Origin of the sequence: Acinetobacter dispersus, assembly GCF_009884975.1 — a bacterium.
Taxonomy (GTDB): Bacteria; Pseudomonadota; Gammaproteobacteria; order Pseudomonadales; family Moraxellaceae; genus Acinetobacter; species Acinetobacter dispersus.
In genome coordinates this window covers 3730327-3749858 of record NZ_CP041970.1, presented here as the reverse complement: position 1 = coordinate 3749858, position 19532 = coordinate 3730327, and the positions used below count along the sequence as shown (strand labels likewise).

At 39.7% G+C, this 19532-nt stretch carries 16 protein-coding genes; 8 read left to right on the top strand and 8 right to left on the bottom strand.

From position 1 onward, the window contains the following. Nucleotides 1-39: 39 nt before the first annotated feature. Nucleotides 40-798 carry a glycosyltransferase family 25 protein gene (locus FPL17_RS17420; RefSeq protein ID WP_159886483.1) on the bottom strand — a complete coding sequence of 253 codons (759 nt, stop codon included), beginning with the start codon at nt 796-798 and terminating at the stop codon, nt 40-42. A 3-nt stretch (nt 799-801) separates the two neighbouring features. Continuing rightward, entirely contained in the window at nt 802-1800 is a 999-nt protein-coding gene (locus FPL17_RS17415; RefSeq protein ID WP_159886481.1) for a Stealth CR1 domain-containing protein, read from the bottom strand. A gap of 375 nt (nt 1801-2175) precedes the next feature. Here FPL17_RS17415 and FPL17_RS17410 point away from each other — a divergent pair, with 375 nt between their 5' ends. Genes FPL17_RS17410 through FPL17_RS17400 form a run of 3 tightly spaced genes read left to right on the top strand, consistent with a single transcriptional unit; the run spans nt 2176 to nt 5287 of the window. After that, nucleotides 2176-3060, top strand: a complete 885-nt coding sequence (locus FPL17_RS17410) for an ATP-grasp fold amidoligase family protein (RefSeq protein WP_005193085.1) — start codon at nt 2176-2178, stop codon at nt 3058-3060. Nucleotides 3061-3095: 35 nt separating this feature from the next. Next, complete coding sequence (locus FPL17_RS17405) at nt 3096-4265, top strand: nucleotide sugar dehydrogenase (RefSeq protein ID WP_151715157.1); 1170 nt, start codon at nt 3096-3098, stop codon at nt 4263-4265. After that, a complete protein-coding gene (locus tag FPL17_RS17400) occupies nt 4262-5287 on the top strand; it encodes an NAD-dependent epimerase (protein ID WP_159886479.1) in 1026 nt (341 codons plus the stop codon). Before FPL17_RS17405 ends, FPL17_RS17400 begins: the two co-directional genes overlap by 4 nt. 85 nt (nt 5288-5372) lie before the next feature. Here FPL17_RS17400 and FPL17_RS17395 read toward each other — a convergent pair whose 3' ends face one another. The 4 genes from FPL17_RS17395 to FPL17_RS17380 form a co-directional block, all read right to left on the bottom strand. Beyond that, nucleotides 5373-6128 carry a glycosyltransferase gene (locus tag FPL17_RS17395; RefSeq protein ID WP_151715159.1) on the bottom strand — a complete coding sequence of 252 codons (756 nt, stop codon included), beginning with the start codon at nt 6126-6128 and terminating at the stop codon, nt 5373-5375. A gap of 177 nt (nt 6129-6305) precedes the next feature. After that, nucleotides 6306-7232 carry a branched-chain amino acid transaminase gene (locus FPL17_RS17390; protein WP_005149867.1) on the bottom strand — a complete coding sequence of 309 codons (927 nt, stop codon included), beginning with the start codon at nt 7230-7232 and terminating at the stop codon, nt 6306-6308. A 29-nt stretch (nt 7233-7261) separates the two neighbouring features. Further along, nucleotides 7262-10009: a bifunctional [glutamate--ammonia ligase]-adenylyl-L-tyrosine phosphorylase/[glutamate--ammonia-ligase] adenylyltransferase gene (gene glnE, locus FPL17_RS17385; RefSeq protein ID WP_159886477.1), complete on the bottom strand. Its 2748-nt coding sequence runs from the start codon at nt 10007-10009 to the stop codon at nt 7262-7264. Nucleotides 10010-10081: 72 nt separating this feature from the next. Further along, nucleotides 10082-11353, bottom strand: a complete 1272-nt coding sequence (locus tag FPL17_RS17380) for a sensor histidine kinase (RefSeq protein ID WP_159886475.1) — start codon at nt 11351-11353, stop codon at nt 10082-10084. Nucleotides 11354-11676: 323 nt separating this feature from the next. Between FPL17_RS17380 and FPL17_RS17375 the strand changes: the two genes are divergently transcribed. Together FPL17_RS17375 and FPL17_RS17370 are read left to right on the top strand one after the other, a co-directional pair. After that, the gene (locus FPL17_RS17375; protein WP_228267279.1) at nt 11677-12354 is read left to right on the top strand and encodes a LysM peptidoglycan-binding domain-containing protein; all 678 of its coding nucleotides are present in this window, start codon (nt 11677-11679) and stop codon (nt 12352-12354) included. 651 nt (nt 12355-13005) lie between these two features. Then, nucleotides 13006-13221 carry a hypothetical protein gene (locus FPL17_RS17370; RefSeq protein ID WP_159886473.1) on the top strand — a complete coding sequence of 72 codons (216 nt, stop codon included), beginning with the start codon at nt 13006-13008 and terminating at the stop codon, nt 13219-13221. 364 nt (nt 13222-13585) lie between these two features. On the opposite strand, the gene FPL17_RS17365 is transcribed toward FPL17_RS17370, so the two are convergent. Then, the gene (locus FPL17_RS17365; protein ID WP_159886472.1) at nt 13586-14659 is read right to left on the bottom strand and encodes a phage portal protein; all 1074 of its coding nucleotides are present in this window, start codon (nt 14657-14659) and stop codon (nt 13586-13588) included. Beyond that, nucleotides 14659-16470: a terminase large subunit domain-containing protein gene (locus FPL17_RS17360; protein ID WP_159886470.1), complete on the bottom strand. Its 1812-nt coding sequence runs from the start codon at nt 16468-16470 to the stop codon at nt 14659-14661. The genes FPL17_RS17365 and FPL17_RS17360 overlap by 1 nt, the downstream gene beginning before the upstream one ends. A 147-nt stretch (nt 16471-16617) precedes the next feature. Here FPL17_RS17360 and FPL17_RS17355 point away from each other — a divergent pair, with 147 nt between their 5' ends. Genes FPL17_RS17355 through gpM form a run of 3 tightly spaced genes read left to right on the top strand, consistent with a single transcriptional unit; the run spans nt 16618 to nt 19530 of the window. Beyond that, nucleotides 16618-17550, top strand: a complete 933-nt coding sequence (locus FPL17_RS17355) for a GPO family capsid scaffolding protein (protein WP_159886468.1) — start codon at nt 16618-16620, stop codon at nt 17548-17550. Between the two features lie 55 nt (nt 17551-17605). Further along, nucleotides 17606-18643, top strand: a complete 1038-nt coding sequence (locus tag FPL17_RS17350) for a phage major capsid protein, P2 family (RefSeq protein ID WP_159886466.1) — start codon at nt 17606-17608, stop codon at nt 18641-18643. After that, entirely contained in the window at nt 18643-19530 is an 888-nt protein-coding gene (gpM, locus tag FPL17_RS17345) for a phage terminase small subunit (RefSeq protein ID WP_159886464.1), read from the top strand. Before FPL17_RS17350 ends, gpM begins: the two co-directional genes overlap by 1 nt. The last annotated feature ends 2 nt before the right edge of the window (nt 19531-19532 follow it).

The following is a 19532-nucleotide window of genomic DNA, read 5'->3' as shown; positions in this document are numbered from 1 at the left end:
TTTTCATTTCACGGCAATGCTTTACACAAACCATTTTCATTAGAAGAACAAATGCTTAAAAGCATAAAAACGGTCACGCCACATCCGTTTCTGCTTCTTAAGACCATGAGACGAATCGCGATTTTCCAAGTCCTTACGCTGAATCCCCTGCGTTGCAACAGTACCTAAAATATCACTATCCAACCCTGCTGGTTTTACAAAAGGTTGCCAAACACCTAGGCCTTTGCCATTTTTACTCAGCCAGCCTTGGAAGAAGATATCGACAGGGACATGTATTTGTTTGCCAAGTTTGACAAACTCTTCAGCACCTTTACGCGACCAAACCAAACCAACGCCACGAATCGGGAAATAATAAGCATGCCAAAGGGTAAATTGTTCCAATTGAATAATATCTTTGGCTAATTTTTTCTTTTTCGCCGCCATATTCACGACATACCAATCCAGTTCTTTATGCTGATCCAGATAATTCAGCAGTGACTCTAAATTTTGCTTAAAGTTGGGTAGAACCTGAATATCATCTTCTAACACCACCAAATAATCAGCATCTGTTTCAAGAAATTTTTCAGCGCAACCATAGTGGCTCAGATAACAACCTAATTCTGAATTAATCAGACTACGTCCTAAAATTTTCTGCGCTTCTGCATCATCATAATTTGTAAACTCTGATAAAGCCTTACCACGACCATCGTAGGCAGCAAAGCGTGTAAATGACCACCCCTCGTGTTGTAATTGAGCTGTAGCATTTGCTAAACGCTGATCACTGCCATCGAGGTTAATCAGATAAGTTACTACTTTCATCATTTATCCTTCGGCTGTCTGAGCCAATAAAACTTGTGGTAAATAGCCAGCCAGCTTTTGATTTAAAGCTGTATAAATTTGATTTGCTGCACTAGTGCTCAACTGATCCAGACTTTGCATGCACCCATACTTAATCTGTTCATTGCCCAAACTGTGCAAAAAGCTGCTTAGACTCGATTCATTTTTCAAATAAGCAATTTCAAGGTCTGGTTTTAACAGTGCTTCATTATTCTTAATCTTTAGATGATTCATCAGTGAAATTGGATTAATTTGCGCTACGCTGCGAAATTTATATTGAATCTGTTTTTGCAAAAACTCAGGATGTGCGAGTAAATAAGCTTGCAGGATGTTGCGGTCAACCGCATGCGGATAATGGTGAATTTCAAAAAACTTTTTAAATCCAAGCATATCTGCACCTAACATTTGAGCAATCATATGTTTAGGCTGAATCGGCTTATTAAAATATTGATTTAACAATTGGCGGTACCAAAGCTTGGCTTTAAGCGCAAAACTGCTCTGCCAATGCCCGTAAACCACCATTTTCTGATCGACAAGAATATCTTCCAACTGCGCAGGTGCATTGAAAAAGAAATCATCATTCAAGTAGAAAAAATAATCGGATAAGCCCTGAATATTCCAGAGCATCGTTTCAATTGATCGAGTATTAAAGGTAGGCAAATATTGTTCATAACCCGCAAAAATTTCGCGGTGATCAACGATTCGTATTTTCCCTGCTTCGCAAATACCATCGGTTACGAAATCATCAATCCATTGTGGTTGTTGACCATCGGTCACAATATAAATATGTCGGCAAAATGAAACATATTTCAGAATTGATGCAACGTTATAATAAATTTCATGGTTGCTGGCAAAGCGGGTATCGCTAACAGCATCAGAAGCTTGTGTCTTGCCCTGATATTGCATGCGTTTCTGCTTTAACTTTGGATCATTGCCATCCACCCAAGCAATCACCACATCAACCGGTTGCATCATTTCACTCATCAATTCACTCTTAAACGATTAAAAAGCCATAAAATACGGCCAAGCATGTTTAATTTAACGCTATATGATAACACCACTGATCTACCGACAGACAGTCTCTTTTGGTAATGCCTTTCTGGCTTGAAAAAGCAATCATTGCATATAAATCAATATATTATAATTGCTTAAATTTTCACACTTTCCAATCTCCCTTTCAAAATACGATTTCCCCATTTAAATAATTTGCTTAACACCAACTTAAGCCCTGACAATCCTTAACAAAATCAAACCTTTTGGAATCATTTTTAAAAAATATTTACGACATTTTTATTAGACGAATTTATGCCTTTTTATTATAATTACTGGTTACTTTGACGGGATTTAACCTTTTGACTGATGATTGACTATAACTACTTTGAGTATCAAGCAAAAATAATTAGAACTAAATTTGTCTCAGATAAAACCTATCTCACTAAACGGTTTATCTGCAAATTAGGTTATACCCCTAATTTTTGCTCACCAAAAAGCTTTAATGAAAAAGTAACTGCCCGAATGATTTTCGAGCGAAGTCCGTTATTTACAAAATTAGCCGATAAATGTGCAGTAAGAGAATTGGTCTCTGCAAAAATTGGTGATTCGTATTTTGTTCCGCTGATTGGAATTTACAAATGTTTTGATGAAATTGATTTTGAGCAAATTCCAGATCAATTTGTTTTAAAATGCACGCATGACAGTGGTAGTGCAACAGTCTGTCGAGACAAGAAAAATTTTGATATCGCAGCGATCAGAGCGAAAATTAAAAATCACCTCAAAATGAACATGTATTTTAGAAAACGTGAGTGGCACTATAAAGATATTTGCCCTCAGGTTCTGATTGAGCAGTATGTTGATTTATATGTTGATCCAGAGAGCCAATCGACCATTACCACTTGTCGTGTGCACTGTTTTGAAGGTAAACCTGAGTATCTCGAAATTGATGTACAAGATTCTCAAGGCAAGGACTACTCAAATATGTATGATACCGAATGGGAGCTACAACCATTTCGGGTCGATCTGAAAGAGAACTCACCCATCGCTTTAGCAAAGCCTCAGCAATTCAAAGATATCCTTGAATTGTCAGAAAAACTTTGTTTCGCCTATGGTTATAGTCGGGTAGACTTCCTATTATCACAAGACCACGTTTACTTCAGTGAAATTACACTCACCCCAAATGCAGGGCGAATGGTCATTACACCAGTGGAATGGGATTTAAAATTAGGCGCGCTATGGCGTTCGTATTAACTGTCCATCATGTATTTAGAGTCTGTTAGGTATTTATGAAAATAGCGATTGCTGGAACTGGATATGTCGGGTTGTCAAATGCAATGCTATTTGCACAACACCATGAAACCATTGCGCTTGATATATTACAAAGCAAAGTTGACTTATTAAACAACAAAATATCACCGATTCAGGATCATGATATTTCAATCTTTTTAAAAGAAAAAAATCTCAATTTTACAGCGACAACCGATCAGCAACTGGCGTTTCAAGATGCTGATTTTATTATTATTGCCACCCCAACCGATTACGATCCTCAGACCAATTACTTTAATACCCAAAGTGTGGAAAGCGTCATTCAGGATGTCCTAACCATTAATCCCAATGCGACCATGATCGTCAAATCAACAGTTCCCGTTGGTTTTACTGAACAAGTCAAACAGAAATATCAAACCCAGAATATTATTTTCTCTCCGGAATTTCTGCGCGAAGGCAAAGCATTACACGACAATCTCTATCCTTCTCGTATTATTGTGGGGGAACAGTCTGAACGTGCGCAACAATTTGCAGATCTACTGGTAGAAGGTGCTGTAAAACAAGATATTCCTGTCTTGCTGACCCACTCAACCGAAGCCGAAGCAATTAAATTATTTGCCAATACTTATCTTGCAATGCGTGTCGCATTCTTCAATGAATTGGATACTTATGCACAAAGCTTCGGCCTAGACACCAAACAAGTAATTGACGGCGTTTGTCTTGACCCACGTATCGGTAGCCACTACAACAACCCATCTTTTGGTTACGGTGGTTATTGTCTACCAAAAGATACCAAGCAATTATTGGCAAATTACAACAATGTCCCAAGTAATTTGATTCAAGCGATTGTCGATGCAAATCGAACACGTAAAGATTTTATTGCCGATTCGATTCTTGCTCGAAACCCAACAACAGTCGGTATCTACCGTCTCGTGATGAAAAGTGGCTCAGACAATTACCGTGCCTCAGCAATTCAAGGTGTCATGAAGCGACTGAAGGCGAAAGGCGTTGAAGTTATTATTTACGAGCCAACCTTTCATGAAGATACCTTCTTTAAGTCAAAAGTGACGCAAGACCTAAATGAATTCAAGCAATCTAGTGATGTGATTATTGCCAATCGCCTCTCAAATGATTTGCTAGATGTACAAGATAAAGTTTATACACGAGATATTTTTGGAGGCGATGAATGAAAGTTCTAGTCACAGGTGCTGCGGGATTCATCGGCTTTAGTGTTGCAAAAAAACTACTTGAACGTGGTGATGATGTGGTCGGTTTTGATAATTTTAATGATTATTATGACCCTTCGCTAAAGGAAGCTCGTGCAAAGCAATTACAACTATTGGCTGAAAGTACAGATACTGGCAACTTTAGTTTAATTCGTGAAAACCTTGCTAATAAAGCCGTAGTGGATCAGTGTTTTAAAGATCATAGCTTTGATCGCGTGATTCACTTAGCAGCACAAGCTGGTGTACGCTACTCGCTTGAGAATCCACATAGCTATGTGGAAAGCAACCTGATTGCGTTTACCAATATCTTAGAAGCCTGCCGCTATGCAGAAACACCGCACTTGACCTATGCCAGTACCAGTAGTGTGTATGGGGCCAACACCACCATGCCTTTTAGTGAACAGCATGGCGTCGATCATCCATTACAATTCTATGCTGCGACTAAACGCGCCAATGAGTTAATGGCACACAGCTACAGTCATTTATTTAAATTACCGACCACTGGCTTACGTTTCTTCACTGTGTATGGTCCGTGGACACGTCCAGATATGGCCTTATTTAAATTCACCAAAAATATCTTTGAAGGCAAACCAATTCCTGTGTTCAATCACGGTAATCACACCCGTGACTTTACCTATATCGATGATATTGTTGAAGGGATTATCCGTACCAGCGATAAAATTGCGACACCTGATGAAACTTGGGACAGTAACCATCCAAACCCTGCAACCAGCAATGCCCCGTTTAGAATCTTTAATATTGGCAATAACCGTACGGTGAAATTGATTGAATATATTCAGGCCATTGAGAAAGCAGCAGGCAAAGAAGCAATTTTAGACTTGCTTCCGTTACAACCTGGTGATGTGCCTGATACTTTTGCCGATAGCTCCGCTCTGGAAAATTATGTAGACTATAAACCTGCGACATCGGTGGTCGATGGGGTCAAAAACTTTGTCGATTGGTATCGTGAATATCACAAGCTCTAAATCGGTTAAAATAAAAAAATCAGGCTCTTCGCCTGATTTTTTTATTGCACCAATCACGTTATTAGCGCGCTTGGCAGTGTTTCAATTATTGCCAAGACTCTTTAATCCAATCCGATGGCAATACATAACGATACCACTTACCACCACCACCACTAATCGCATCTGGTGGATTGATCTCGCCATGGAAAATAATGATTTTTGCGCCTTTCGGTTTAACAGGCGGCTGGAAATAAGCAAATGGCACCCGTCTTAGACAGTGATATTTATAGCTCTTACACCACTCTTTATTCCAGTAGCTCAGCTTACCTTCGTTATGCACAAACCAAGACAGATATTCTTGTTCATTGCGGAACTTTTGACTGATCTCATTAAAGTTTGCACGGAAATACGGCAGGATTTTAGGAAAAGCCCCCAATTTAAAGCGATATACCGAGCTATTCCCAGTAATACGCCATGGACGTTTCCAATCGTGGATCACCAAGAACTCGCCTTCCGCTTGGAAAAAACAGTCAATATTATCAATAATGACCACATCCAGATCGAGAAACAATGCATTGCCTTTTAGGCCATACAAATCAGGCTCAAAGGTTGAAAGTTTATTCCAACCGCGTTCAGGACTACCTGCAGGTAAATCCAAAGATGGTATTGGAAAGCACTGGATATTCGGGTCAATCCCCTCGGTACGATCTGTCAGACATACCATTTTAAAAGGTAGGGTCAAATGACGTTTGACCATGTTATATAGACGGTTTACGTACTCAGCACCATATTTGGTTCCCCACTTCATGCACAAAATCACATTGTCTTCATGAGTTGCCGAATTTTGTTGAATATCTACCATCTGATAACCTTAAATGCTTGAGATATGGAAGTTCGCGTTGTCATAAAAAATCCAAGAGCGTTCAATCATATGCACTGAATATATTCTCATCTTAGCATAGAGCTGATCATTTTTTTTAGTATTAATTCGTCAATAAAAAAGCGAAGCCTAAGCTTCGCCCTTGCATACGATTACAGCTTATTTAATATAAGTTAACCAGTGTGCATATTTGTCATTGCGACCTTGTACTGCATCAAAGAAGGTCTTTTGGATAACAGTGGTAATCGGACCACGCGAACCACAACCGATTTCACGGTCATCGTATTCACGAATTGGCGTCACTTCTGCAGCAGTACCAGTAAAGAATGCTTCATCTGCAATGTAGAATTCGTCACGGGTAATACGACGTTCAACTACTTCATAACCAAGGTCTTTGGCAATGGTGATCACAGTTTGACGGGTAATCCCTTCTAATGCACCACCTGCCAAATCTGGGGTATGTAATACACCATCTTTGATCAGGAATACATTCTCGCCCGCGCCTTGGCAAACAAAGCCTTGTGGATCAAGTAGCATCGCTTCGTCATAACCTGAACGTGCGACTTCCTGATGCGCCAAGATCGACACGGTATAGTTACCGCATGCCTTAGCTTTACACATGGTCACGTTTGGATGGTGATGCGTGAATGAAGAGGTTTTTACACGAATACCATGTGCCATTGCTTCTTCACCAAGGTATGCACCCCAACCCCATGCTGCAACTGCGGCATGAATGGTGTTGTCTGTTGCTGCAATACCGAGTTTCTCAGAACCAATCCAAATCAATGGACGTAAATAGCAAGAAGCCAGTTTATTTTCACGAACCACATCGATTTGTGCTTGTTCTAGTGTCGCTTGATCAAATGGAACATTCATTTGATAAATTTTTGCTGAATTTAATAAGCGTTTAGTATGATCTTGCAAACGGAAGATTGCGGTACCATTCGGTGTTTCGTAAGCTCTGACGCCTTCAAAGACACCCATGCTGTAGTGTAGTGTGTGAGTTAAGACATGAATTTTTGCATCACGCCAATCAACTAATTTTCCATCTTGCCAAATAAAACCATCACGATCAGCCAAACTCATCGCACATACTCCATTTTCTTTTTACACAATTATTCACTTTCCACTACTTGCGCAGTTGGATCAATTAATCTTTGCCATAACTTGCAAACGATCTCGCGGGTATCGTGCCAATCCGCAGCATTGACTTGCATAGATTGATTTGCAAGCGCTAGACGGTGGCTCTCAGCTCGTTCACGGAGATAAGCGTGTATTAATGCTGTGGCATCTTCACTGGATAAGCAGCCTGCTTTAGCAGCATCTTCTAGAATTCTTACATTGTCGGAAAAATGGGCGAGATCTGTATTCGTCCCACTCCATGCAAGCACAGCATACTGTGCCATAAATTCGATATCAACGATACCACCTGAGTCCTGTTTTAAATGAAAAATCCCATGTTTTTTTTGCTCAGAAGATGATCCTAAATGATCTTTCATCTTTTGACGCATTTTCAACACTTCTTCGCGCACCACATTTTCGTCACGAACTTGGGTCAGGATCTGACAGCGAATCTGTTCAAATTGCGTGCATAATCCAGCATCTCCAGCAATCGAGCGAGCACGTACCAAGGCTTGATGCTCCCATAACCAGGCACTTTTTTGTTGATATTGCTCATAAGCTTTTAAACTAGTGACCAACATCCCTGCTTCACCCGATGGTCGCAGACGAGTATCAATTTCATAGACACGCCCATCTAACGTTTGGGTAGTCATGAGTGACATAAACTTCTGCGCCACACGAATGGCAAACTCAGCACCGCTAATGCCCTTGCGACCATCAGTTTCACTTTGCTCTTCAAAGGCATGGATAAACACCAAATCCAAATCCGAGCCATAGCCCAGCTCAATACCACCCAATTTGCCATAGGCAATCACCGCAAAACCTTTATGGTCCAGACTGCAACGCTGCCCATCGCTTCCAATTGGATAACCATGACGCTGCGCAACTGCCTCATAAGCCAAGCGTAAGGTCGCTTGCACGCTTACTTCAGCAATATCAGTCAAGGCATCGGAAACTTTCATCAACGGACTTTCTGCAAGCACATCACTGGCTGCAACTGTCAGTACATTACTCTTTTTAAATAAGCGCAGTACCCGCATTTGATCTTCGACTTGGTCAATCTCTATTCGTAGCAATTGTTGGCGCAGTGAATCTTCCAGATCTTTACGTTGTGGCAGACCAAAATCCATGGATAGGAATTCATCCAACAGCACTGGATATTGTGCGAGTTCCTCACAGATCCATGGACTGACAGTTGCCATTTTCACCAGTCGCTGTAATGCGCCACGGCTTTCCATCAGCATGACCAGATAGACGGTACGGCGTAGCACCGATTCAACCAATGGCATCAAACGCAACAGCGCCACTTGGGGCTGATCCGATTGTAAAATTGCTTCGATCAAATGCGGCCAGAATTTCTTTAAACGCTCTAAAGCACTGGCTGGGATCTTGCGTAGCGCCTGCCCATGCCAAAAATTTTGGATCAGGTTCTTGGCATCATCATCTAATACCGCATTGAGTTTTTGTTCAAGCTGCACGAAATCATCAACAGGCTCAGCAAACTCTGTTTCCTGAATCAATTGTTTAAACTGGACTTTGACCTTGTCACGTTTCTGATTGAGTACATCCAAGAAGGCAGCCCAATCAGCAAAGCCAAGTGTATCCAACATACGCTGTCTCAGCTCAGGCTCGGTTGGTAAAGATTGCGTCTGCTGATCATTCAAGGCTTGAATGGCATGTTCGATTCGTCTTAAAAATAGATAAGCATCTTCCAGATCAATCACTGCTTGCTGATCCAGCAACTCCGCTTCACCTAAATGATGCAAATTGACTAGACATTGACGATCTTGCAGTTCGCGCTTCGATCCGCCATAGATCAACTGGAATACCTGCACAATAAATTCGATTTCACGAATCCCACCCGCACCCAGCTTAATATCCTCTTCGATATTACGGCGCATGACCTCACGCTCAATCATCGCCTTCATTTCACGCATGGCAGCGAAAGCGGAATAATCGACATAACGACGGAATACAAAGGGACGCGACATATCTAGCAATTCTTCGCCCGCTTTGCCACCGGTAATCACGCGCGCCTTAATCCATGCATAGCGTTCCCATTCACGCCCATGCTGGCTTAAATATTTTTCCAATCCACTATGACTAATCGCCAATGCCGAACCATCACCCCACGGACGCAAACGCATATCGACACGGAACACAAAACCATCAGCAGTAATATGATCAAGCAGATAAATCAGCTTCTGTCCCCACAGAATACAGAACTGCTGTACATCAATACATTTACGCCCATTAGTTTCGCCTTGTTCATCAAAGGCAAATATCAAATCGATATCACTAGAGAGATTCAGCTCTTGAGCGCCCAGCTTACCCATTCCAATGACAATCAGATCTTGTAACTGACCTGAATAACCGATGGGCTCACCATGCTTGGCGAGTAAAGGCGGTAATGCAAAAGCTTTGGCTGCACAAATACTGGCATCAGCAAAATCGGATAGCTCACGTGTCAACGTCACCACATTGGTGAGTTGATTGGCATCCTGCCAAATCCAGCGAAACATCAGCTTGGCACGGAGTACGCGTAAGGCTTTCATCCATGATTGTTCATCAGTAACTTCAGCCACAGCCAGTTGCACTTTTTGATAGATGGTCTCAGTCGACAGTGAGTCAAGAAATTGATCTTCGGAATAGTCTTGTTCTAATTGTAGTTTGTATAAATTTAAAACTTGTTCAGCATATTGGCTTGCAACTAAGGTTTTTTGTAGCTGTTGCGCATTCATATAAAAAGGCTCGACTGATGTCATGTCATCTAGGTTAGTTATATCAGTTACAAGCTTATCTTTAAAATCTCTTTAGACTAATTTCGCTTTGCTTTTTTGTTGATCCGTACATAAATCAACCTGTTCACGTTCGATTGGCAATAACACGGTAAACACTGTACCTTCGCCTTCATTGGAGGTGACATTGATTTCACCCAAATTCATTTCTACAAAGCGCTTACACAAACTTAAGCCCAGACCTGCACCCTTCTCTCCTGCGGTACCTTTATAGCTGATGGTAATCCGCGGTTGGAATAGGTCTTTGATCTGTTCTTGGGTCATGCCGAGACCAGTATCTTTGACATAGATTTCAACATAAGTGCCTTTATGTTGCGCTTGGATATAAACTTTACCCGTACCATCCACATCGGTAAATTTCAGCGCGTTAGAGACCAAGTTCTGAATCACCGACGTGATCATATTCATATCGGCATAGACTTTAAGATTTTCATCCACTTCATTAATCAGTTGAATATTCTTCTTAATCGCTAAAGTTTTCAGAATATCGGTCACGATATTGGTGATCTGGCGCAGTTTAAAATTGATTGGGTGATAGACAAAACGCCCACCTTCGGCCATCGCCCAATTGAGCAAGCTTTCTAATAAGTTATAAGTCGACTGTGAGGTATCGTATAGATAGTCAGCAATATTCTGAATGCTAGACTCGTCTAAGGTTTCACGTTCTTTTGCCAATATTTCTGAGAAACCCAATAGCCCATGAAACGGTGCACGTAAGTCATGCGAAATAATCGAAAAGAATTTGGTTTTACTAAAATTGAGTGCAGCTTCTTGTTCGTATAGTTCTTTCAATTCGTCATGGTTAAACTTCAATTCCAGTTGTTGCATGAAGTTGACGCAATGTTCTTGGAGAAGTTGTTTTTGTAGATCGCTAAAACCTTGTGCAGCTTCATCAAACAGGATGATATAGCCGAGTGAGGTTTGGTCTGGATGTCTGAGATGTAAAGCAACTGCGCTTTGGATTTTCTTTTTCAGTGGTGCTAGAAATGCCAGTAATGTTGAGTATTGCGGATGATCGCTATCAACCAGGTCACCATTCACAAATAAGGTATTTAGACTTTTGGTAATTTTTGCAGAATCAATGGCTTTGAGTTTTTCAGGGCAACGATGCCAAAGGTAAGGTTCTTGATGAAATGATAGCAATGCGGTACTGGCTTGCATCAGTTTTCGGTTGAACTGTAAAAATTGCTCAAGCAAATTCTGCTCTGAAGTTAGCCCCAAAGAAAGAGAGATTTTACAAGCACTTAACTTTTCAGCTTGCTGTAGTTCTAATAATTGAATCGTCATTCCCGCCTCTCGAATATTTTCGTTATACGGTTCTTTACGTTTTATAAAAAAAATGTGAAAACTATCACTTAGTATTAACAAACTTTAACAGAAAAGGCAATTGTTGATTCAATCAATTCGCAACAAAACGTGAAATTTCATTGAATTTACACTTAAAACACAACTTAATTTCAAATCAAAAACTATTAGCATCACCTAGTGTCAAAAATAATAACTCAAATGTTTTTTAAAATGAGAATTACTAGAGTAATTTCATAATTAAAGTAGAATACATCTTTGTAATAAAACTCAATAATTCCCGCTCAAATCAAAGAGTAATCCTAATGCTTAGTTTCAAAAAAAAATCCATCCTCCCTTTTATCATTTTAATGTTATCAGGGTATGTTTCTGCAGAACCACTTAACCAAAATTCAATTAAAATGAAAAGTGAAGCAGAACAGATCAAACAAGATTTACCATATATAGAATATACAGTTAAAGCTGGTGATTCTTTAGCCTCTATTGCTAAAAAATTTAATACAAACTGGAGGTCCCTCGTTAAAGAAAATGAACTGCTATCGCCCTATACTACGGTTGTTGGCCAGAAATTAACTATAGGGAAGCCTGTAAATGAGCAGAACCAGACAAACTCAATGAGCAAGGAAGATAAAGAGATTCAATCTTATAGAGATAAAATTGCAAACACCGCTCCAACCTGTAATAGTCAATCCGAATGTGATACTAAAATGGAAGCTGCTTATTTATGGGTAACTAAAAATGCAGATTATAAAATTAGAAACTCAAATAATGTTGTTATTGAAACCTATGCACCGAGAGAGCACTCAGGTGATATTTTTATAATGATAACAAAAGAACCTTTAAGTAAAGGTAAATATGTTCTTATAGCAGCAATTGCATGTCATAACCCAAAACTTTTTACTAAATATAGTCCCATAACCAGTTGCAAAGTCAACACACTAAATAAAGCACTAGAATTTAATGATTTTGTTAACTCATATTAAGTAATTTTTTGCGTCTTTTTTAAGGCGCAAAAATCATATAATCAAGAAACATAAAGTCTTTAGATAAAAATCGTAGTAAATCACAAAGATTTAAATTCAAACCATTAAAAAACCCCAAGCCTTTAATACCAGCTTGGGGGTCTTTGAATCTTGGTCCCGAGGGTCTGGGAATCTTTGTGTAAAAATATCAAATAGTTAATGAATTTTATGTGTGTCTATGTGAGTCCGTGTTTGGGACTCGATATAATGGTACTGTAAGGCCCTGGCGAAAATTGATTAAATATCGTTCTTTTTTAGGGTAAATCTCAAAGTCAAAGTATGTAATGGAATTAGGTTACAAAGGTTATGAAATTTAATATCTATATCTAACTACATATAAAATATAAATAATTCTACAACTCATAAAGGTTATGTTTAGGTTACATCTAGGTTATACGTAACCTAAAAAAAAGGTTACAAAGCATAACCTAGTAAGTTATTGTTATATAGATAATTAATTACTTTTTCATAACTTTCATAACCTCGTATAACCTGTATGAGGTTATGGAATTAATTGTTATTTATTAACAACTTAAGTATATAATTTAACTGCAAATTGGATTCATAACCTTTCTTCAAATTTCGATAGCTATGGATATGTAGGAATAAAAAATGATTCGTAAAGTAGGTAAAATTACAATCGAACAAATTAGAGATAACGCTCCAGAAGGTGCAAACCTCTTTTTAGATTTGGGTGACGATGATCTAGTCCATGAAATCGTTTACTACAAACTCCACCTTGGTTATTTAACATTCTTTAGTGACCATTATCATGATTGGTCCCCCTGCATGAATCCTGCAATTGTTCCGAAGCTTAAATCACTTTAATTCTCTGCATCAGAGCGCATCAAACCGCATCACCTATACCCATCTTATTTTGCGCTGTAAGGCCCACCACGGCTTCCTATTAGGCAGTGATGCATTTGCATCTGTTTTGATATATTTAGTGGGCAGGCGTGGCGTGGAGATAACTGCGCGCGCCAGGTGATAGTTCTTAATGTTTTAGGTAGATGTCGATGGATTTTTATTGAGGATGATTGATGGTGTATTGAGGTTACGTTTGCATCTATAGCCATGTACTATGTTATTGAATTAATACAATACTATTAACCACTTACATTGCATAAATGATATAATTGGTAGGTCCAAACTCCATAACAAATACACCAAAAAAATTAAATGAAAATCCAGATTAAACTGGATTTTTCATGGTATCGATCAATGCGTAATCGTGAAATTTTATGACCTCAATACCTATGCGATCATTGATAGCCTTCAACATATTTTGATAATAAAGAATTTCATTGTAATAAAAGACTTTGGCAGCTTTCTCAATGTCACCAAAACCACCAGCATTTTGCGGTACCACTCCAATAAGTTGTGGCGGTGTTCGATGCCCAGCTAACTGGTCATCGCGACTTGCAATCTTAATATTATAAAACTCATCCTTAGCAGCCACCTCAGCAATAGGAATAACCTTAACCCCATCCTTAGTACCACCAGGTGTGTAAAGTAATAAATTTCGGAAATTGCCAGCTCCCTTTGAATTTTCCATTGCATCTTCTAGATCTTCGACATCATCCTGAGTTTGTAAGGCATCTGTCATGTGTAAGATAAATCCAGCATGAGCTCCATTTTTGTAATAGCGTCTACGGAATAATGTTGCAGCCTCATTCAATAAAATCGCATTTACAGAGCTTAGATAACTTGGGATGCCATAGATTTCTTGTGTGGTATCAGGCTCATAAATATGTAAGATATCTTCTGGGGAATATTCATATTGTTTATTGATAAACTGAGTTATCTGAAAATATCGATTGAGATCCAAACCTCGTCTCATTACGAGAGTCGGTCGCGATGTAATTTTAATGATTCCACCAAACCGATTACGCTCAAAATGAGCATAAGCATTTGCATAGGTCAAAAGGTTAAGCGTTAGCGCATCAAATTGCTGTCGGCTTAAAAGTGGATGAGGAATATAAGTGCTACTTAAAATATTTCGTTTAACAATTAATGCACTTGTATGGTGACTGGTCGCTCTGAATAATTTTGCAGTGGCAGCAACGTCATAAGGTAGCTCATACCAGTCTTGCCATTGAGGGCAGTATCCATACTGAAAAAGAGTTTGTCCATCAAGCACAGGTTCTGCATCACCAAAATTACTCATGATGATTTTTCTGTTAGGTTGCTCAATATTAATTGGCGTCCTATCCTGAAAAAATCCAATCTTCTGAAGTGGCTGTTTGATTACACTTGGAATATTCATTATTTATAAACCTTGATCCTTGCTTTCTTAGCACTGCTTACATTGACGTTTGTGATATCAATAATTGGAGCATTTTCGAGTCCATTCATAACCGCCCAGGCTATATCTCCATGACCTGTTTCGGCCGAACGTGTAGTAACAAGTGTTTTATGACCTTGACCACTTGTTAATGCTTTTTTAATAGAAAGGAATGATTTAGCAATGATCAGCTTACCAGCATCAAATTGCAGTCTTCTTCTTTCCAATAATTCTTTCGCACGTAGCCCCATGCGAATTTTTAACTCAGGGTTATAGTTGAGACGTTTTAAACCAGGGAAAAAGTGAGAGACATGTTCAGCTACTGAGATCCCGTTGCCTGTGTTATCGATTCCAATAAATACGACGTTGTATCGTTCGCAGATTTTCTTAATTTTTAGGGCTTGTTCACTGGATGATAGCCCTTTGAATTGATGAACTTCTAAAATCCGATACGGACTCAAACTTGTTCTAGGTGGGGCAATGACCACTAAGGCAGCATTATCTCCCGTAAAGGACGGATCATAACCAAGCCAAACTTCACCGCTATAAGGTTTCGGTTGAAATGGATGGAAATCCTTCCAAATATTCCACGAGTCCACCATGTTGGTTTCAACGATGGCCATTGGAAAATAAGATCCAGTATCATCAATGAATTGACATTCAAATAGGTTCTGAAACTCATCATCAGGGTATCTGCGTTTTAATGCTTCTCTATTGAATCGATCATAGCCAGCTTTCTCGGCATCAGTTAAAGTGACAATCTGACGGATCTTACCGTCTGCACATACTTGGGGGCGCTTTAATGCTGTATGAGAAATATCAATTTCAATTCTATTTTTGCGGTCCCCATCAGTGCCAGCCCAGAATGCATAAGCTTCGTGCAAGATGCTCGATGGCGTAGATAAATAAATTTCCTTATACATTTTTTGCGAGGCCATTGCCCCTGCAACTTTTTGGAATGTTCCAAATTTACGAATCCAAAAGAATTCGTCAATAATTACATCGCCATGTCGACCTTGTGCGGTTAAAGCATTTGTTCCTAAATAATAGATGGTCGCTTGGCCTTGCGGCCCATTGATTACGATCGGATCGCCAGTAAGTTCAAGTTCGATTGTTTCCAGTACAAATGCGCGTATGTACTCGATAAACTGGAATGCTTGTGCTTTTGAAGCTGAAAGGAAAATTTTATTTTTTCCAGTTTTTAATAAATCTATTAATGCCCATAATGCAAAGTAGAAAGTAGCCCCGATTTGTCGAGACTTTAGCATCATAAATATTTCAGCTTCGGACTTCTCTATCGTATTACCCCACTCATGTTGGAAGTCGAAGAAGATTTCTTTGAATGCATTTTCGAGGATCTCGAATTGTTCCTGGGTGATCTGATTCTTCAGTTTCTTTTTGCGTGATTTAGCGTCCTTGTTACGATTTCCCAATTTAGGATTAAGGTCAACTTGGTTACCCTCACCAGAGCGATAACGTTCAATTTTTGCAGATCTCTCTAGCATTCGCATAAGGAAATCCATTTCCTTATAATTTGCATTGCTTTTGTTTTCTTTAAAAATTAACGTTAGAAAGCGAGCACGTAGCCCAAGCGTTACATCATCAAAAATGTCGGCCTTTTCCCAACCGTCTCGTTGTTTCCAACTTTCAACAGTGGATCGCTTTTCGCTAAGATATGTGGCAATTTCAGAGACAGATAAGCCCTGAGCGAACAAAAGTCGCCCTTGCTGGCGTGATGTCATTGCATCAAAAAACGAAGGTGCCCCATCCGTGGGACTGAGTAAAGTTTCCATATAACGTTATTAAACGTTAATGCCAAATTTCAAACTAAAGAATGAAGTCCGATTAAGCTCTATTCGGACTTTCGTCATTTGCAAAGCCTTTGATCAAAACATCAAACTTAAAGCCTCTTAAAAGCATTCTTTTTTAATGGAGTAAAGATGACTGCTTTACCTGGCGAAGGCCGTGTTGAAAAAAGATTCCGTGTTGCACGGGAAGGTCAAACTGTTGATGGACGTCCTCTCACTCGACAGGAAATTCTAGAAATGGCCGAATCGTATAGCATCGCCTATTACGGTGGCCGTATTAATATTGAGCATATTAAAGGTTGGTCTCCTGAACCGCCCTTCAATGCTTATGGTGACATCATCAAAGTTGAAGCAATTGAAGAAAATGGCTTGATGTGTCAGTACAACACTATTTCAGCACTACCTAACCTTGTTTCCCTCAATAAAGCTGGTCAGAAAATTTATCCATCAATTGAGTTCTATCGTGATTTTGCTGGATCTGGAAAAGCCTATCAGGTGGGTTTGGGACTTACGGATGATCCTAACTGCCTCAACACTGAAGCACTGAAATTTTCAGCAAATACAAATGTCGTAAAAACCTCACCAGATAAGGATATCTTCATGAGTGAACAAAACACGCAAGACGAAAACAAAGGACTCTTGCAGCAAATTAAAGAGCTGATGTCAAATAAGCCAAAACCAGTAGAAACGAGTGTAGATGAAACCGTTGCTCAAGGTGTCGTTGCTGCTTTGAATGGCATTAAGCAGATTGCTGAAAGCTTTGGAACATTTAAAACTGAAGTAAATCAGAAGTTCGAAGCACTTACTGCTGGTCAACCTGGCACTCCAGCTCCAGGAATCGCACCAACTGCACCAGTGGCTGTTCCAGGTACTACGCCAACGCCTGCGCAAGACCCAGGCCAAACCAATTTTTCAAATCCAACTGAAGCATTAAACCAATTATTGCAACCTCTACAACAACAACTAACAACCCTTCAAGAATCGTTTAATACGATTTCAAAAACGCCTGTCAATACACCTCCAGCTGCTCCTGGCAATGTTCAAGGTGGAACAGCACCTTATTAATTTTTCAGGATGAAATTTTAATTAGAACGTAATGAATTAAAAGGATTTAATTAATATGGCTAGAGTAGTTTTAAACGCGATCACGAAAGCATTATTTGCACAGTATCAAAATGATATTGCTGGTTTAAATGGTGTGAGTACTGTACGTGAAAGTTTCACAGTTGTACCTTCAATTGAACAGCGTATTATCACTGCTTATCAAGAAAGTGATGATTTTCTACGTCAAATCAACATTTATCCAGTAGATGCTCAATCTGGTGAAAAAATTGGAATGGGCGTAGGCACTACGATTGCAAGTACGACCGATACCCGTACTGGCCCACGTAAACCGACTGCTGTAGGCGAAACGCGACATCTTGATAATTACCTATGTACGCAAACTAACTATGATGTTGCATACAAATGGTCTCTATTAAATGCATGGCGACATCGCCCAGAATTTAAGAAAAATCTTGCCGAAATGGTTACAAAAGCCATCGCCCTCGACAAGATTACAATGGGGTTTAATGGTTTATATCGTGCTCCAAGTTCTGACCGTGAAACCTTCCCCCTTTTACAGGATGTAAAACGAGGCTGGCTGCAACGTATTCGTGAAGTTGCACCAGAACAAGTCTATTCAGGTGATACAGATGATGGTCAAGGTGGCCATAAGATTACTGTAGGTGCAACAGGCGAATATAAAACATTGGATGGATTGGTTGAAAATGCAATTCATACCTTTATCGCCCCTCAATATCGTAACCGTAAAGATTTAGTGGCCATTTGTGGAAGTGGCATTATTTCTGAAAAATATTTAAAACTATTGGATAAAGTTCAAGATCCATCAGAACAAATCGCGGCACGAACAATTTACGCAAATCAAATCCTTGGGACATTGCAACCTGTTTTACCACCGCAATTTCCAGAAAATACCATTTTGATCACAACGTTAAAGAACCTGTCGATTTATATTCAGTCGAACACCTTGGTGCGAAGTATCGTAGCTGAGCCAGCATGGGACCGTGATGTCGATTATCAATCGATCAATGAAGACTATGTGGTTGAAGATTACGACTTATGCGTATTGCTAGAAAACATTGAGGTGCAAGCATAATGTCAAGCCTACTTACTTCAAAAATGCGTCAACACCGTGAAAGAGAGTTATTGAAAAAGGCCCAGCGTGAACGTGAAGCCAAATTCCCTCCACATATCTTTAATCAGGCTAAATTTAAAGGTGGTGTGGATTTAGCTTCTGGTCCTGATCAGAACGTAACAATCCTTTATAAAGAAGGTGCAGATGGTTCAGTTTCAGTTATTGAACAGAACATCGAATTGCGTTTGCAAAGTTACCTTGATCAACTCAGTAATGTTCGCGCAGTCGACAAAAAAGTTGAATTGAAAAAACAATGGTTGCCTGAGTTCCAAGGATTCATCGATGCGTCATTGGCACAATCGCCTGCTGAACAGAATACAGTTCTTATGTATCTTTTAGCCTGGGCGATCGATGCTGAAGACTTTAAATTAGCACTTCGTATTGGCCAGCATGGAATTTTAAATGGCATGGTAATGCCTGAAAAGTTCAAACGTACTGTGGCTGAAGTACTTGCTGAAAATATTGGTGAGGCATGCATCAAAAATGTTGAGCTGGCCATCGATAATGCTTCAATACTTGAATCGATTGCTGAACTGGTACGTGGCGAAGATCTGGTAAATGAAGCGCATGCAAAAATTTACAAGGCATTAGGTTTGGCTATTACCGAATCTCGCCCTGCTGATGCATTGGAAGCATTTAAAAATGCGTTGCGTTTAAATTCAGCTTCTGGCGTGAAGAAAAACATCGAAAAGCTAGAGCGTACTTTAAAACGTGACACAAACGAGTCGATCCACGACAACCAGGGCGACTCGCAGGAAGTAACAACATCTGTTGCGACCTCTCCTGCGTCCACCGCCTCTGAGGATGTGGCCACAACTCAAAATTCTTCTGCGCCTGCAGGTGAATAACG

Bases quoted from the DNA above. Each gene is read 5' to 3' on its own strand.
- FPL17_RS17420 (WP_159886483.1), bottom strand. From the start codon at position 798: ATGAAAGTAGTAACTTATCTGATTAACCTCGATGGCAGTGATCAGCGT.
- FPL17_RS17415 (WP_159886481.1), bottom strand. From the start codon at position 1,800: ATGAGTGAAATGATGCAACCGGTTGATGTGGTGATTGCTTGGGTGGAT.
- FPL17_RS17410 (WP_005193085.1), top strand. From the start codon at position 2,176: ATGATTGACTATAACTACTTTGAGTATCAAGCAAAAATAATTAGAACT.
- FPL17_RS17405 (WP_151715157.1), top strand. From the start codon at position 3,096: ATGAAAATAGCGATTGCTGGAACTGGATATGTCGGGTTGTCAAATGCA.
- FPL17_RS17400 (WP_159886479.1), top strand. From the start codon at position 4,262: ATGAAAGTTCTAGTCACAGGTGCTGCGGGATTCATCGGCTTTAGTGTT.
- FPL17_RS17395 (WP_151715159.1), bottom strand. From the start codon at position 6,128: ATGGTAGATATTCAACAAAATTCGGCAACTCATGAAGACAATGTGATT.
- FPL17_RS17390 (WP_005149867.1), bottom strand. From the start codon at position 7,232: ATGAGTTTGGCTGATCGTGATGGTTTTATTTGGCAAGATGGAAAATTA.
- glnE (WP_159886477.1), bottom strand. From the start codon at position 10,009: ATGAATGCGCAACAGCTACAAAAAACCTTAGTTGCAAGCCAATATGCT.
- FPL17_RS17380 (WP_159886475.1), bottom strand. From the start codon at position 11,353: ATGACGATTCAATTATTAGAACTACAGCAAGCTGAAAAGTTAAGTGCT.
- FPL17_RS17375 (WP_228267279.1), top strand. From the start codon at position 11,677: ATGCTTAGTTTCAAAAAAAAATCCATCCTCCCTTTTATCATTTTAATG.
- FPL17_RS17370 (WP_159886473.1), top strand. From the start codon at position 13,006: ATGATTCGTAAAGTAGGTAAAATTACAATCGAACAAATTAGAGATAAC.
- FPL17_RS17365 (WP_159886472.1), bottom strand. From the start codon at position 14,659: ATGAATATTCCAAGTGTAATCAAACAGCCACTTCAGAAGATTGGATTT.
- FPL17_RS17360 (WP_159886470.1), bottom strand. From the start codon at position 16,470: ATGGAAACTTTACTCAGTCCCACGGATGGGGCACCTTCGTTTTTTGAT.
- FPL17_RS17355 (WP_159886468.1), top strand. From the start codon at position 16,618: ATGACTGCTTTACCTGGCGAAGGCCGTGTTGAAAAAAGATTCCGTGTT.
- FPL17_RS17350 (WP_159886466.1), top strand. From the start codon at position 17,606: ATGGCTAGAGTAGTTTTAAACGCGATCACGAAAGCATTATTTGCACAG.
- gpM (WP_159886464.1), top strand. From the start codon at position 18,643: ATGTCAAGCCTACTTACTTCAAAAATGCGTCAACACCGTGAAAGAGAG.